The following is a 15,736-nucleotide window of genomic DNA, read 5'->3' on the forward strand; positions in this document are numbered from 1 at the left end:
CTGCTAGGTCAGGACGGGTGGCTGATCTACTTGAACGCGGTGCGGTGGACGGTGCCGTCGACGCCGCGGTAGACCGCGTCGACCGTGTCGTTCGCACCCGCGACGACTCCGAGCGCTCCGTCGAACGCGGCGCTGGGGAACTCCTGCCGCTTCGACCAGCCCTGCCAGGAGCCCGCCTCGTACCGCTGCTGCCAGAGGGTGTAGTCACCGGCCCGCGCGTACATGAGGACCTGGTCGCCGACGGTGACGAGGGTCGGGCTTCCGCTGACCGTGCCGCCGAGTGCGCTCCAGGGCGACCACTGGCCCGAGGTGTCCCGGGAGAGGGTCCAGACGTCGTCCGACGCGGTCCGTACGGCGACGTGCACCCGGCCGGTGGAGTCGACCGCCGCGGACGGCCTGCCGTACGTCACACGGCCGTCGGGGGTGCCGAGCGAGGTCCAGCCGGTGGACGGGCCGCGCTGGACGATCCGGCCTTCGCCGTCACGGGCGACGAGCGTCCAGTGGCCGGGGTCGGTGAACGCGACCGACGGCGCGTCGCCGAGCCGTCCGCCGAGGCTCTGCCAGTCGCCCCAGTGGCCGCCCGCGTATACCCGGCGGTAGGCGCGGGAGTCGGCGCCGCGCACGAAGACGTCGATGCGGCCGTCCGCGGAGGCGTGCACGGCGGGCTGGCCGAGGATGCCGCCCTTCACCGGACCGCCGAGGTCCCGGGTGCGCGGTGCGCCGCGGCCGGTGTCCGTGTGCTGGACCAGGGTGCCGTGGGTCCCGCGCAGGAAGGTGTGCACCGTGTCGCCGGAACGCGCGACCGCGGGGTCGGAGGTGGTCCGCTCCCCCAGGCCGGCGCCGGGCAGCGCGTCCGCGCCGCTGAGCTTGAGGAACGCCGTTCCGTGGGCGGGTACTTCGACCGTGTAGGAGTCGGTGTGGACGCCACGGTCGGCGCGGGCGCGCAGGTCGCGCACGGCGACAGGTCCGCCGAGGGCGGTGTCGGCGAAGCGTACGGTGCGCCGGGCCGGCTTGTCGGACCGGTTGAGCAGGACGACCGCGCGCTCGCCACGGCCCGAGAGGACCTTGCTGTACACGTCGCCGGTGTCGTCGGAGGCGACCCGGACGCCCTGGACGCCGAGGCGGTCCTGGTCGACGGCGATGATCTCGGGATTGCGGAGGGTGGCCAGCATCGAGGAGTTCAGGGTGCGCGGGTCGGAGCCGAGGACGAGCGGGGAGGCCATCTCGGCCCACATCACGAACTGGGTGGTGGACTCCTCCTCGGTCAGCTCCGGTGTGCCGTCGGACATCGGGCGCATGGGGATGAGGTAGTCGGGGTCGTTCCAGTGGCCGGGGCCCTGGGCTTCGGGGTGCCAGGCGTTGGCGTCCATGTTGCGCAGGATGTTGGGCCACTCGCCCGGGGTCGGCGTGCCCCAGGCGATGTCGGTGCCGGTGCGCCAGGAGTCGGCGATGGCCGGGGCGTAGACGAAGGTGTTGTGGGCGTCCTGCTCGGGGGTGTGCGGCAGGCCCCAGTCGTCCGTGAGCGGGTTGCACAGGTTCAGCAGCATCCGGCGGCCGGACTTGGCGACCGCGTCGCCGAGTTCCTTGTACGCGGGACCCGGGTCGAGCTTCGCGCCGATGCCGCAGAGGAAGTCGACCTTGATGGCGTCGATCTTCCAGCCGGCGAACTGCCGTGCGTCGTCGTCGTAGTGGCCGCGGCTGCCCAGTCCGCAGCTCTTCCCGCCGTCGTAGGTGCCCGCGTCGGTGTAGATGCCCGCGCGCAGGCCGCGCTGGTGCAGGTACGAGACGAGGGCGGGGATGCCGGAGGGGAAACGCTCGGGGTTGGCCACCAACCGGCCCCGCTCGTCACGCGGATTGTCGGCCTGCCAGCCGCCGTCGAGCCAGACGATGTCGTAGCCGCTGTCGCGCAGACCGCTGCTGACCAGCTTGTCGGCGACGGAGCGGACCTCCTTCTCGGTGGGCGCGCCCAGGCCGTAGTAGGTGTTCCAGCCCATGTAGGGAGTCGGGGCGAGTCCGCTGTCGTACGAGGCGGGCGCGCCGTGGTCCCGCGGGGCGGAGGTGGTGGCCGAGGCGGTGGGCGCCGTGGTCGCCGCGGCGACGACCATGGCGGCGGTGGCGACACTGCGGCGGGTGAGGCGCCGGAGACCGGGCCTCGGTACGGGTGCTTGCGAAGTCACGTGCCACTCCCGGTGGTTGGGAAGCAGTAGGGGCGAGACGCGGGCCGCACTGGGCGCGGGCCTCGGCGTCACGGCGACGACTCTGGCCCGCGGCCGAAACCTTGTCAATATTAATTCCTAATTTACTAGAAGCCGTGACCCGTCATCTGTCGGAAACCTTGACAGGGCGCGCACGTCGGGGCAGTGTTCGGCAACGTTGTCATGGGCGTTGGCAACGTTGTCATCCTTCATCGAGTCGAGCGCCCGGTTTTTTCGACATCCCTGATCGGAGCCAAGGTTCATGTCGAATCAGTCCTCCCCTCCCTCCCGGCGTGCCGTTCTCTCGGCCGGTTCCACCCTGCTCGCCGGATTCGGCGCCGGCATGGTCCTGCCCGCGGCGGCCGCCACCGGCCGGCCGAGCACTGTTTCCAGCCGGGGTGAACTCGCTGCGAACCGACCGGTGCTGGTGTCCTCCACCGACTACGCCCCCACTCCGGCCGAGTTCGCCGTCGACGGCCTGACCGGTGTCGGTGTGAGGAATTCGGGCTGGCGCGCCGCGGTCGGCGACCCGCAGTGGATCTCCGTCGACCTTCAGGCGCTGTGCGAGGTGGAGTCGTTGCGGCTCACCTTCGAGGCCACGCTCGACGATCCCCCGTACGTGGACTCGTCCAGCGGCAACCCCCGGCTGGACACCACCGGCCAGGAGATCCTGTCCAGTTGCGCGACCGACTTCGTCGTCGAGACCTCCCGTGACAACCACACCTGGACCACCGCGTTCCGCACCGACGCGGGCAAGGGCGGGGTGATGGAGATCCCGTTCCAGAAGCCCGCCACCGCCCGCTGGGTACGCATGACCGTCAACAAGCGGTCCAACGCGAACCCCGTCGGGCTCAACGGCCTTCAGGTGTACGGGACCTGCCGCACCGCACGGCCGTCGGTGACCGGCTGGACCGACTGGGGAACCCACCACCGCACGCCCCCGGCGCTGCGGGCCGGCGAGGACGGCACCGTGCCGCTGGAGTCCGGCTGGGACCTGACGATGGACGACTGGGCGGGCAAGGGCGGCGCGGAACTGTCCAAGCCCTCCGTGGACACCAGCGGTTGGCTGCCCGCGACGGTCCCGGGCACGGTCCTGACCTCTCTCGTGGACCGCGGTCACCTCCCCGACCCGGTCGCCGGGATGAACAACCTGCACATCCCCGAGGCACTCTCCCGTCACTCCTGGTGGTACCGCCGCGCGTTCAAGCTGCCCAAGGGCCTGCGCACGGGGACCGGCCGGCACGTCTGGCTGGAGTTCGACGGCGTCAACCACGAGGCCGAGGTGTGGCTCAACGGCTCCCAAGTGGGTACGGTCACGAGCCCGTTCGCCCGGGGCGCCTTCGATGTGACGAAGCTGCTCGGGGACGGCGAGCAGGCCGTCGCCGTGAAGATCAGTCCGATGCCGGTTCCCGGCAGCCCGGGTGACAAGGGCCCGCAGGGTCTCGCCTTCGTCGACGCCGGCGCGAACACCATGAACCGCAACTCGCCGACCTATCTGGCCTCTTCCGGCTGGGACTGGATGCCCGCGGTGCGCGACCGGGCGGCCGGTATCTGGAACCACGTACGTCTGCGCTCCACCGGCGCGGCCGTCATCGGCGACCCGCGCGTGGACTCGCGGCTGCCCGACCTGCCGGACACGCGGACGGCCGAGGTGACGATCACCGTGCCGGTGCGCAACGCCGACACGGTCGGCAGACGCGTCACCGTCTCGGCGGCCTTCGACGACGTACGCGTGACCCGGACGGTCACCGTCCCCGGCGGCCAGAGCACCGACGTCGTCTTCAGCCCGGCGGACTTCTCCCGGCTCCGGCTGCGCGACCCGAAGCTGTGGTGGCCCAACGGCTACGGCGAGGCCGCGCTGCACGGGCTGACGCTGGCCGCATCGGTCGACGGGCAGGAGAGCGACCGGCGCACCACACGGTTCGGCATCCGCCAGTTCGGCTACGAGTACCAGGTGCCGCTGGTCTTCCAGACCGGCAGCGACTCGTACGCGCAGACGGTGGACCTCACCCGGCAGAAGGCCCGGTACGTGCGTATCGCGTGCCACACCCGGGCCACGGACTGGGGTTCCTCGCTGTGGAGTCTGAGCGTCGCCGACAGCGCGGCGCCCGACACCGACCTCGCGCTGCGCAGACCGGCCACCGCCTCCACGGTCGACACCGACTCCAACGGCGCCGGCAACGTCACGGACGGTGACCCCAACACGCGTTGGTCCTCCGCGTTCCAGGACGAGCAGTGGGTGCAGGTCGACCTCGGTTCCTCCCTCTCGTTCGACCGTGTGGTCCTCACCTGGGAGCAGGCGTACGCGAAGACGTACACGGTCCAGGTGTCGGACGACGGCGACAAGTGGACCGACGCGAAGGCCGTGGACAACACGGCGGTTCCGCTGCCGTTCCACACCTCCGGTTCGGCGAGCCTGCAGAACGTGGACTTCGCGGCGCGGACCGCGCGCTACCTGCGGGTCTTCTGCCATACCCGGGCCAGCAGTTGGGGTTCGTCGATATGGGGCCTGTCGGTCGTGGACAGCACCGCCGCCGGCACCGACCTCGCGCTGCGCAGGACGGCCACCGCATCGTCCGTGGAGCAGGACTCCAACGGGCCCTCGAACGCCGTGGACGGCAACCCCAACACCCGCTGGGCCTCGGCGTACGAGGACGAGCAGTGGATCCAGGTCGACCTCGGTTCGCCGGTGCGCTTCGACCGGGTCGCCATCACCTGGGAGCAGGCCTACGCGAAGACGTACACCATCCAGGTGTCGGACGACGGCGACAAGTGGACGGACGTCACCTCCGTCGACAACTCCATCGACCCGCTCAAGATCAGTGTCAACGGCGTCCGGGTCTTCTGCCGCGGCGGCAACTGGGGCTGGGACGAACTGCTGCGCCGGATGCCCGCCGAACGGATGGACGCGGCCGTCCGGATGCACCGGGACATGAACTTCACCATGATCCGCAACTGGGTCGGGTGCAGCAACCGTGAGGAGTTCTTCGCCAGTTGCGACGAACACGGGCTGCTCGTGTGGAACGACTTCCCCAACGCGTGGGGCATGGACCCGCCGAACCACCAGCTGTTCCTCGACGCCGCGCAGGACACCGTGCGGCGCTACCGCGTACACCCCTGTGTCGTGGTGTGGTGCGGCGCCAACGAGGGCAATCCTCCGGGCGCGGTCGACGACGGCATGCGCAAGGCGGTGCGGGCCGAGGCTCCGGACGTGCTGTACCAGAACAACTCGGCCGGCGGCATCGTGACGGGCGGCGGCCCCTACGGCTGGGTGGAGCCCGAGCGTTACTACACGCCGACGACCTACGGCAGCGGCAACTTCGGCTTCCACACCGAGATCGGCATGCCCGTACTGCCGACGGCGGAGACCATGCGCCGGCTGGTCGGCGACGAGCCCGAGTGGCCGGTGGGCGGCGCCTGGTACCTCCACGACTGGAGCACGCGGGGCAACCAGGCCCCGCAGAACTACATGGCGGCCGTCGAGGAACGGCTCGGCACGGCCAAGGACCTCGACGACTTCTGCCGCAAGGCGCAGTTCGTCAACTACGAGAACTTCCGGGCCATGTTCGAGGCATGGAACGCGAAGTTGTGGGACGACGCGACCGGTCTGATGCTGTGGATGTCACACCCCGCCTGGTACAGCACCGTCTGGCAGACCTACGACTACGACTTCGACGTCAACGGCGCCTACTACGGCGCCCGCAAGGCCAACGAGGCCCTGCACGTGCAGGCCGATCCGCGGGACGGCCGGGTGATCGCGGTCAACCACACCCCGGACTCGGTCCGTCGCGCCACGGTCACCGCCCGGTTCCTCGACCTGTCGGGGCGCGAAGTGGCCGCGCAGCGGCGGAAGTCCGTCGACATCGCTCCGTCGGCCACCACGGACGCGTTCACCGCGGGCTGGACGGACGACCTGCCCGATCTCCATCTGCTGCGGCTGCGTCTGGAGGACTCGAGCGGCCGACTGCTGGCCGAGAACACCTACTGGCGCCACCGCACCGCCCAGGCCATGCAGGCGCTCAACCGCGCCGACCGGACCAGGCTGTCCGCCGAGGTCACCGGCACGGACCACTCGGGCGACCGCGGTGAACTCACCGCGCGGCTGCGCAACAAGGGCGGTTCGGTCGCGGCGATGGTCCGTGTCTCGCTCGTCGACTCCGCGACCGGTGAGCGGGTACTGCCGACCCTGTACAGCGACAACTATCTGTGGCTGCTGCCCGGCGAGTCCCGCGCCCTCACCCTGTCCTGGCCGGCCGGGGCGCTCCGCTCGGGCAGGCCGAAACTGCGGGTCGAGGCGTACAACGCGCCGACGGTGACGGCGGTGGCACCGCACTGACCGAGCCGGCTCGTCCGCGGCCCCGCGGGGCCGCGGACGAGCCGAGGGCGGGCGGCCGTGGTGTCTCCCGTTGGCGCGGGGGACACCACGGCCGGCATCGAGTTGCCGGCCGTCCGACTTCATGGTGTGCCGTTGGTTCTCACGCTCGCGAGTCCCTCCCGAGTCCCTCGCGGCGGCCTATTTGATTTCAAACGATACGGTATTGATTGATTCGACTGTCTGGTAATGTCCGTCTCATGACCGTCGACACCCCTCCCGAGAAGACGCCCGCGCGAGCCACGGACCGCCCCGGGGACGCCTCGCCGTTCGCGCTCGGGCTGCTGCTGCGCCGGGCGCACCGGCGGGCGGCCTCGGTGATGGCGGAGGCCCTGCGGCCGCTCGGGATCGAGCTGCGGCACTTCGGGGTGCTGATCGTGCTGGCCGACCGCGGCCCGACCGTGCAGCGGGACCTGGTCCAGGCGGCGGGGTCGGACAAGGCGGGGATCATGCGCGTCGTGGACGACCTGGAGAGCAAGGGTCTGGCCGTGCGCAAGGCGGTCCCGGGGGACCGCCGGGTACGGGTGGTGGAGATCACGCAGAAGGGCCTGGAGCTCTTCGACCGGGCCCACGCCGCGGCCGAGCCGCTGGCCGAGCACCTGGTCACGCATCTGGGGGCGGGTGAGGCCGAGCAGCTGACGGACCTGCTCAACCGGTTCACCCACCCGGACGACGAGGAGTGAGTCCGTCCGTACGGTCTGCCGACCGAGCGGACGGGCATCGCAGGAGCAGGCGTCGTTCCACTGTTTCACCCGGCTTTCGCGGCGAAGCCCGCCTTGAGGGCTGCCGCCGCCTCCGCCACACGCCGGCCCTGGGCGCGGGCGGCGGTCAGGGATTCCTCGCCGACGGCGATGGAGCCGTCCTCGCCGGTGACATGGCCGGTCCCGTAAGGGTTGCCGGGCCCGTCGGTCACGTGGTTCTTGTAGCCGGGCGGGACGATGATGCCGCCGAAGTGATAGGCGGAGTTGTACAGCGCCAGCAGGGTGGATTCCTGGCCGCCATGGCGTGAGGCGGTCGAGGTGAAGCCGCTGTAGACCTTGTCCGCCAGCAGATCCTGGTGCCAGAGTCCGGACAGGGTGTCGATGAACGCCTTGAGCTGGGCGGCGACGTTGCCGAAGCGGGACGGCGTGCCGAACACGATGGCATCCGCCCACAGCAGGTCCTCGTGACCGGCCAGAGGGATGTGCCGGGTGGCGGAAAGGTGCTCCGTCCAGGCGTCGTTGCGCGCCACGGCCTGGGCCGGCGCCGTCTCCATGACCCGCCGCAGGCGGACCTCGGCCCCCGCGTCGGCGGCGCCGGCGCCTATCCCGCCGGCCAGCGTGAAGATCGTTCCCGTTGCGGAGTAGTAGACGACGGCGACGTTCGCGGTCGGTTCCGGCATGAGTCTCACCTTCCCAGCAACGCGCGGGGCGCGTCAGCAGTAGGCGTATCTCGCGAGACGGTATTGAATGATACCGTCTCTATCGTAACAGAAGGTCGGCGCCACGGATCGGGGCGGCCACGCCGTGCCCCCGCCGCGCCTCGGATCCCGAGGTGGTTCACCTATGGAACGGGACGTCTCCGGCATCGACGCGATCGGCCGCACCGCGTTCGCGGTCGCCACTCTGCGCGCTGCCGAACACCGCACCCCGGAAGGCCTGTTCGCCGATCCGTACGCCGAGCGCTTCCTGCAGGCGGCCGGGGACGTCCTCGGTCCGCGGCATCGGGCCCAGTCCTTCGTCTCGCTCATGCGGACGCAGGCCGTCGTACGGACCCGGTTCTTCGACGACCATCTCCGCGCGGCGGCCGAGCGGGGATGCCGTCAGGTCGTCCTGGTGGCGTCCGGCATGGACAGCCGCCCCTGGCGGCTGGAATGGCCCGCGGGCACCATCGTCTTCGACATCGACCAGGAACCGGTGCTGCGGTTCAAGGACGCGGTGATGGAGGACCACGCGGGGCCGGACACGGCCACCCGCCGCGCAGTCCCCGCCGATCTGCGCGAGGGCTGGGCCGCCCGCTTGCGCTCCGAGGGGTTTCGCGACGACCTGCCCACGGCCTGGCTCGTCGAGGGCCTCCTGTACGCGCTCGACGAGCGGGCCTCCGACCAACTGCTGGCCACCGTGAGCGGGCTGAGCTCGCCAGGCAGCACCCTCGCCTTCGACCACTTCGAGGTCGGACCGTCCCTGCGCGCCGCCACCGACCGCATCAGCCCCGGCCTGACCCGGTTGTGGCAGACCGGCCCCACCGATCCCGCCGCCTGGCTGCACCGCCACGGATGGCAGCCCGACATGTACGAACTCGCCGACGTGGCCGCCCGCTTCGGTCGCACACCCCATCCCGCCTACACCCCCGGCCCGCGGGCCGAGGGCCGCTCCTGGCTGGCCGCGGCGACGCTCGCGTGACACCGGCACCGGCTGGACCGGCGGCCGGAACGGACCCCCATGGACCCGTTCTCCTTCGGCGGACACGGTCCGGGGCCGCAGCACGGCGCTCCGCGCCGCCCCGGACCGGGAGGCGGGACCGTCAGTGCCGCGGCGGGGGCGCGGGAAAGATGCGCCGCTTGACCATGGGCACCGCTTCCGCCACCCGCAGAACGGTACGGAAGGCGGTGCGCGGCAGCCGCTCGGTGGTGGCGGCGCTGCGGGCGTTGCGGGTGGACAGGGCCAGCGCGGCGTTGGCGTAGTCGCGCATCGCGCTCTCGTAACGGCCGACCAGGGCGACAAGGGGCCCCGGGCCCAGCAGGGCGCGGCGCAGTTCGTCGGCGTCCCGCAGAGCGGTGTTGGCCCCGATCCCGGCCATGGGTGTCATGTTGTGGATCGCGTCCCCGAGCAGCGTGACAGCGCTGGGTTCCCACGGCCGGAGGGCGGGCATGGTGCGCAGCGGGATCGCCGCGACGGTGTCGGGCCCGGTGGCGGCGACCAGACGGTGAAGCACCGGTGCCCAGTGCGCGGTCCGCACGGCGACGTGGTCACGCAGCGCGATCCCGTCCATCACGGCCGGGTCCGCGGGATACGTCTTGCGACTCTCGGCCCAGGCCCATACCAGGTGGCGGCCGGACGCGGGAGCGTCCCAGGTGGACAGGAACAGCCAACCAGGCCCCGTCGGCACCACGTTGTTCACCGAGCCATCGGTCAGCCCGTCGGGGATCTCGGCCATCAGCGACCCGGACAGCGCCACCCGGCCGGACACGTTCACGATGCCCAGGTCCTCACGCTCCAGGCCCGGCAGACGCAGCGCACGAAGGCGGGAGTTGCTGCCGTCCGCTGCCACGAGCAGATCCCCCTCGAAGACCTGACCCCCCGCACACGTGACCCGCACCCCGTCCGCGGTCTGCCGGTAACCGGTGACCTCCGTGTTCCACAGCACCGCGTCGGCGGGCAGCCCCACCAGCAGTGCCTCACGCAGCGCGTCCCGGGCCACCGCCCGGCGCCGCAGATCCGCGTCGACCGCCCCGTGCGCCTCGTTGTCCCGCACGGCCAGCACCCCCAGGTCCTGGTCGTGGAAGCGGATCTTGTCCGGCGCCGGAACCGAGGTCTCCACCAGCCGCTGCCACGCCCTGTCCGGCAGGCACGCGTTCAAGGCGCGCATCCCCTCGGTGTTGAGGTGGATGCCGTAGGTGGCCGGCTGTTCCCCATCACGGCCGCGACGTTCGAGGACGACGGCCTCGATCCCGGCCCGGCGCAGCCCCTGGGCCAGGCACAAGCCGCCCAGTCCGGCGCCGGCGATCAGCACACGCATCACAGCTCTCCTGCTCAACTCGTGGGGCTTGAAGGGGGGATCAGGCACGGCCGGGACAGACGAAGCGCGTCAGCAGGTCCACGAGCCGATCGCTCTCACCCGGCGGCAGATGGGCGACCAGACCGTCCATGACGGGCGCGACGTCCGTGTGCGCCCGGTCGAAGACCGCGCGGCCGTGCTCCGTCACGGCGACGATCCGCACCCGCCGGTCCGCCGGAAGGGTCCCCCGCGTCACCAGGAGCTCGCGCTCCAGGTCATCGACAACACGGACCATCGTGGCCCGGTCGCTGCCGGTGGCCTCCACCAACGCGCTCTGACTCATCGCTCCCCTGTCGCACAGGGCGATCAGGACGGCGAAGTGCCGCGTTTCCAGTCCCAGGGGCCGCAGGACGCCGGCCACCGCGGTCAACGCCCGGTCGTGGGCGCGCCGCATCAGCAGCCCCAGCGCGAAGACCGACCGATCATCCGGGCCGTCGGTCGCCCGCGGGCTCGGCAACGCCCCAGCAGCATTCGTCATACCTGAGACCGTATCATGTGAAACTAGATTGTCAGAGACTGTTTCATGTGCAACGCTCGATCCATGGACACCGCCGACACACCTACGACCCCGACCCCCACGGCCGACCCGCGACAGAGGCCCGCGCCGTCCCCACGAGCGGGATGGACCGCGAAACTCTCCGGCGTCCTGGTCGCCGCCGCGCCCACTGTCGCGTTCCTCGGGGCCAACGCCGCCAGCTCCCTGGACGCCGGCCTCATCGCGGCCGGCGCCACCGCGGGCGCCACGCTCGCCTGGCGCCTGCTGCGCAAGGAGAGACTGCGGCAGGCCCTTGCCGGACTGCTCGTCGTCGGCGTCTGCGCGGGCGCGGCGGCCATCACCGGCGAGGCACGCGGGTTCTTCCTGCTGCCCGCCCTGATCCCCTTCGTCGTCCTGGCCGTCTGCCTGGGCAGCATCCTGATCGGCCGCCCCCTGACCGGAGTGATCCTCAACCGGGTCAGCGGAGGCCACGCGAACTGGCGCGAAGTACCACGGCTGCGCCGCGTCTACCGCAACTCCACATGGGTGTGCGTCGCGGTGAACGTCGTCAACGCCGCCCTCCAGGTCATCTACTACCGCGCCGACGAACCCCTCGTCCTGGGCATGGTCCACATCGCCACCGGACCGGTCTTCGCCGCCATCATCGCCGCCACCATCGCCTTCGCCCGCCGAGCCATGCCCGCACGCGGCCCCGCAGCGTGAACGACCCGCGCCGCACGGCCTACGCCGCACGGCCTGCGCCCGTGCCCGTTCCCGTGCCCAGGAAGTACCTCCACGACCCGGCGGCCTCTTCGACCAGCGATGACCAGCGAGGGGCCGACAAGGGCGCTCGGACGCTTCGGTGACCCTGCGCACCGTTGTCGCCGACCCTGTCGCGGCGGGGCACGCCGCCGCCTTCGGACCGCGGTCGGGGCGACCCACCCGGCGACAGAGGCCGTGACCTGGCCCGGGTGTCCTGACGTCCCTCCGTACGGTGCCGGCCGGAGACGCGCCGCGGCCCGGGACGAGCCGCGCTCTCGGTGGCGGCCCCGGCGCGGACATGGGTTTACTGGGCTTGTCGGTGAGAGATGAGGTTGATCATGTCTCGTGGACAACGACACGATCACGCGAGGGCCGACACCACCGCGTCGAACGGAGCGAAGGGCTTCGAGAAGGCCCTGTTCGAGCAGGCCAGGGCCGGGCTGGAGGTCTACGACACGGACCTTCGCGTCCTGCGGGCCAACCCGGCGGCTCTGGCCATGCGAGGACTGCCCGCGAGCCAGGTGATCGGGGTCTGCCTTCAGGACCTCGACCCCCGACTCCCGCTGTCGCCGATCATCCGCGAGGTGATGGCGGAGTCGTCCCCGGTGTTCGACCGGCCGGTGTCGACGTACCCGGCGGCAGATCCGGGCAACCGGCACGACTATGCGGTCACCGGCTACCCGTTGCGGGAGCACGGCCGGTCCATCGGGGCCGCCTCCATGATCCACGAAGTCACGGACCAGGTCCGCCGGCAGGAGGAGCTGGACCTGCTGAGCATCGCGCGCGCCAGGATCGGATCGTCCCTGGACGCGGCGCGCACCGCGCAGGAACTCGCCGAGATCGCGGTCCCGGCCTTCGCCGACGCCATCGCCGTGGATCTGCTGGAGTCGGTGTTCGCGGGCGACGCGCCCGTGGGCCCGGTCACCGACCAACCACCGATGAAGCGCGCCGGATTCAAGGCCCACGAAGGGCAGTACGGCGCCTATCCGATCGGCAGTACCAGTCACTTCGCGATCCCCACGCCGTACACCCAGGCGCTGGCCGATCTCCGCCCGCGCCTGGTCGGATCGGTCGTCTCGGCCCGCCGGTGGCTGGCCAACGACCGGCTGCGCGCCGAGTTCATCCGCCGGACCGGCGTGCACTCACTCATCGTGACCCCGCTGACGGTGCACGGGCTCGTGCTCGGGCTGGCCAGTTTCTACCGGGCCGGCTCGCACCCCGAACCCTTCGACGAGGAGGATCTGTCGCTGGCGACACAGCTCGCCGCCCGCACCGCCCTCTGTGTCGACAACGCCCGCCGCTTCACCCGTGAGCACACGGTCGCGACCACGCTTCAGCGCAGCCTGCTGCCGCGGACGGCCCCGATGACGGCGGCGGTGGAGTCGTCGCACTGCTACATGCCGGGGCGGTACGGCGCGCACTGGTTCGACGTCCTCAGCCTCTCCAGCTGCCGGATCGGCCTCGTCATCGGATACGTGCCGGGAGAGGACCTGCCGGCCTCCGTCGTGATGGGACGCCTGCGCACCGCGGTCTCCACGCTGGCCGCCATGGACCTGCCGCCGGACGAGCTGCTGGTCCATCTCGACGACGTCGCCCAACGGCTCGCCCGCGAACAGGACTCGGACCCAATGACCCTGCTGCACGCGCGGCCACCCTTCACCGCCTCGTGCGTGTATGTCACGTACGACCCGGTGACCCGCCGGTGCGCGGCGGCCTCGGCGGGCCATGAGAGCCCCCTGGTCACCAGCCCTGAGGGCGTGGTCAGCGAACTCGACGTACCGCGCGGCGAGCCGCTGGGCCGCGGTGTGCCCTACGAACTGCACACCACGCGGCTGACCGCCGGAAGCCTGCTGTCCCTCTTCTCGGACGGCAGCGCGGACCGCTATCCGGCCGATGCGGACGAGCGGGCCAGCCGGCTGCGCGAGACGGTCGCCGACGCCTCGGCCGACCCCGCGGAGATCTGCGACGCGGCAGCGTACAAGGTGCTGCGGGGAGCAGCACCGGAGGACGGGGCCGCGCTGCTGGTGGCCCGGACCCGGTCCCTCGCACCGGACCACGTCGCGACCTGGACCTTCCCGTCCGAGCCGGTCTCGGTCCGCGAGGCCCGGCGGGCGACACGCGACCGGCTGGCGCAGTGGGGTCTGGAGGACCAGGTGTTCGTCACCGACCTGGTCGTCAGCGAACTCGCCACCAATGTGATCCGTCACGCGGAAGGAGCCATCCGGCTGCGCCTGATCCTCGACCGCACGCTGACGGTGGAGGTCAGCGACGACGCCGACACCGCGCCGCACCTGCGCCACGCCCGCCTCCAGGACGAGGGAGGGCGGGGTCTGTTCCTCGTCGCCTCCATGACCCGGCACTGGGGCACCCGGTACGAGGACGGCGGCAAGACCATCTGGGCCGAACAGTCACTGCCGGCCGCCTGACGCCCCGTCGGCGATGCCCTTTTGCGGGGACCGCTTCTCCGCTTCCGGACCGACCGGCGTCCAGTGCGGCGTCAGATCGGCGCGAGTCGGTCAGCGCGAGTCGGTCGGCGCGAGTCGGTCGGCGCGAGTCGGTCGGGACGCGGCTGTCGGATCAGTCCTGCTCGGCGGCCCGGTCCCCGACGCGGACGCCGGGGCGGGCGGCGGGAGCGCGGCCGGTTCCCGCCCATCGGGGTGAAGCACCGGCGCGGACTGCCGACGGACACGGTGGTGATCCGACCGTCCGTCACACCGGCCCGCCGCGGGACAAGCGGAACCGTCTCGTCGACATACGGATGACGCCGGTTCGGCACGATCTGCCCGCGCGTACCCGGAGAGCCGGAACGAAGCGCGCCATGTCCGAGCGGCGCACCTCCTTCCACCCGGAGCGCCGGGCTGCCGGGACCGGGGAACGACGGCGTCCCGGGCCGAATGTGTGGTGCTCCCGGCAGAAAGATCCATTCACCCGGGGGCGAGCGGCGGGCAGGCTCGGACGTGTCGCCGGATCACACGGATCGAAACGGATCAGGCGGATCTGACGGATCTGACGGATCTGACGGATCAGGACAGCGGGCCAGGGAGATGTGTCATGCCGTACGTCACCGAGGACCTCGTCACCGAGAACCTCGTCACCGGGGTCTTCGCCGAGGAGGAGGCAACGGGAACCGCGCCCCGGCGGCCGGCGCGCCGGTGGACCCGGCGCCGGTCAGGGTGCGCCGAGGTGATCGCGGTAGGCGGCGGGGGACATCCCGAGGCGGCTGGTGAACACCCGGCGGAGGGTCTCGGCACTGCCGAATCCGCTCCGGGCCGCGGCCACCGCGACGGTGTGGCCGGCCTGGAGCTGGGCCTGCGCGGTTTCCAGGCGGACCATCTCGACGTAGCGGGCCGGGGTCGTTCCGATCTCGTCATGGAACAGCCGGGTCAGCTGCCGCACGCTGACCGCCGCCATGGCCGCCATCGCCGGGACGCTGTGGTCGCGGCCGGGATCGGCCGCGATCGCGTCCAGCAGTGCCCGCAGCGGGTGGTCGCGGGAGACGTGGCGGCGGGACGGTGCGGAGAACTGCGACAGCCCGCCGGGGCGCTGCATGAACACCACCATGGCCTCGGCCACCTCTCGTGCCACCCCTGGACCGTGGTCGTCCTCCACCAGTGCGAGGGCCAGGTCGATGCCGGAGCTGACTCCCGCCGAGGTCAGGATGGCGCCGTCGCGCACATAGAGGGCGTCCGCCTCCACCGCTACCCGCTCGTAGCGGCGCGCGAACTCCTTCGCCTGCCGCCAGTGCGTCGTGGCCCTGCGTCCGTCGAGCAGTCCCACCTCGGCCAGCAGGAACGCCCCCGTGCACACCGACGCGATCCGCTCCGCCCCGGCCGTCAGCCGCCGGACCGCTTCCACCAGCCCGGCGTCGAAAGGGCGGTCCACCATGCCGTACGCACCGGGCACCAACACGGTGTGCGCGGGGCCGCTGTCCGCCGCGGCGGACTCGACGTGCAGCGTGAGCCCGGTCGAGGTCCGTACGTCCGCCCCGTCCGGCGACACCACGCTCACCTCGTAGCCCGGCCCGTACCGGCCCGCATGGCTGAAGACGTCCGCGGGGCCCGCCACGTCGATCAACGTGACGCCCTCGAAGGCCAGGATCGCGACCCGGCGTCCGGCGTCCTGCTGCTGCGGCATCGGCTCCAGCCTCTCCACGACGACCCCACCTCAGGCTAAGCG

At 71.6% G+C, this 15,736-nt stretch carries 10 protein-coding genes; 5 read left to right on the forward strand and 5 right to left on the reverse strand.

All coding sequences use genetic code 11. The features are described 5' to 3' along the window. Positions 1-26 precede the first annotated feature (26 nt). Positions 27-2,105, reverse strand: coding sequence for a glycoside hydrolase family 27 protein (locus tag ACFVTC_RS20265; RefSeq protein ID WP_390128889.1), 2,079 nt, complete (start codon positions 2,103-2,105; stop codon positions 27-29). 352 nt (positions 2,106-2,457) lie between these two features. Here ACFVTC_RS20265 and ACFVTC_RS20270 point away from each other — a divergent pair, with 352 nt between their 5' ends. Together ACFVTC_RS20270 and ACFVTC_RS20275 are read left to right on the forward strand one after the other, a co-directional pair. Then, positions 2,458-6,531 carry a discoidin domain-containing protein gene (locus tag ACFVTC_RS20270; RefSeq protein WP_390128794.1) on the forward strand — a complete coding sequence of 1,358 codons (4,074 nt, stop codon included), beginning with the start codon at positions 2,458-2,460 and terminating at the stop codon, positions 6,529-6,531. Between the two features lie 236 nt (positions 6,532-6,767). Beyond that, entirely contained in the window at positions 6,768-7,250 is a 483-nt protein-coding gene (locus tag ACFVTC_RS20275) for a MarR family winged helix-turn-helix transcriptional regulator (RefSeq protein WP_390128795.1), read from the forward strand. Positions 7,251-7,315: 65 nt separating this feature from the next. Here ACFVTC_RS20275 and wrbA read toward each other — a convergent pair whose 3' ends face one another. Next, a complete protein-coding gene (gene wrbA, locus ACFVTC_RS20280) occupies positions 7,316-7,948 on the reverse strand; it encodes an NAD(P)H:quinone oxidoreductase (protein WP_390128797.1) in 633 nt (210 codons plus the stop codon). 163 nt (positions 7,949-8,111) lie between these two features. Between wrbA and ACFVTC_RS20285 the strand changes: the two genes are divergently transcribed. Beyond that, complete coding sequence (locus ACFVTC_RS20285) at positions 8,112-8,948, forward strand: SAM-dependent methyltransferase (RefSeq protein ID WP_390128799.1); 837 nt, start codon at positions 8,112-8,114, stop codon at positions 8,946-8,948. Between the two features lie 121 nt (positions 8,949-9,069). Here the strand turns inward: ACFVTC_RS20285 and ACFVTC_RS20290 are convergent, their stop codons facing one another. Together ACFVTC_RS20290 and ACFVTC_RS20295 are read right to left on the reverse strand one after the other, a co-directional pair. Beyond that, positions 9,070-10,284 carry an FAD-dependent oxidoreductase gene (locus ACFVTC_RS20290; RefSeq protein ID WP_390128801.1) on the reverse strand — a complete coding sequence of 405 codons (1,215 nt, stop codon included), beginning with the start codon at positions 10,282-10,284 and terminating at the stop codon, positions 9,070-9,072. A 40-nt stretch (positions 10,285-10,324) separates the two neighbouring features. Next, complete coding sequence (locus ACFVTC_RS20295) at positions 10,325-10,801, reverse strand: MarR family winged helix-turn-helix transcriptional regulator (RefSeq protein ID WP_390128803.1); 477 nt, start codon at positions 10,799-10,801, stop codon at positions 10,325-10,327. Positions 10,802-10,864: 63 nt separating this feature from the next. Between ACFVTC_RS20295 and ACFVTC_RS20300 the strand changes: the two genes are divergently transcribed. Next, on the forward strand, positions 10,865-11,521 hold the full coding sequence (locus ACFVTC_RS20300; RefSeq protein WP_390128806.1) for a DUF3159 domain-containing protein: 657 nt from the start codon (positions 10,865-10,867) through the stop codon (positions 11,519-11,521). A gap of 377 nt (positions 11,522-11,898) precedes the next feature. Continuing rightward, positions 11,899-13,986 carry a SpoIIE family protein phosphatase gene (locus tag ACFVTC_RS20305; RefSeq protein WP_390128808.1) on the forward strand — a complete coding sequence of 696 codons (2,088 nt, stop codon included), beginning with the start codon at positions 11,899-11,901 and terminating at the stop codon, positions 13,984-13,986. A 742-nt stretch (positions 13,987-14,728) separates the two neighbouring features. Here the strand turns inward: ACFVTC_RS20305 and ACFVTC_RS20310 are convergent. After that, on the reverse strand, positions 14,729-15,712 hold the full coding sequence (locus ACFVTC_RS20310; RefSeq protein WP_390128810.1) for a GlxA family transcriptional regulator: 984 nt from the start codon (positions 15,710-15,712) through the stop codon (positions 14,729-14,731). Positions 15,713-15,736 lie beyond the last annotated feature (24 nt).

It is taken from the genome of Streptomyces sp. NPDC057950, from assembly GCF_042887295.1.
Taxonomy (GTDB): Bacteria; Actinomycetota; Actinomycetes; order Streptomycetales; family Streptomycetaceae; genus Streptomyces; species Streptomyces kaempferi.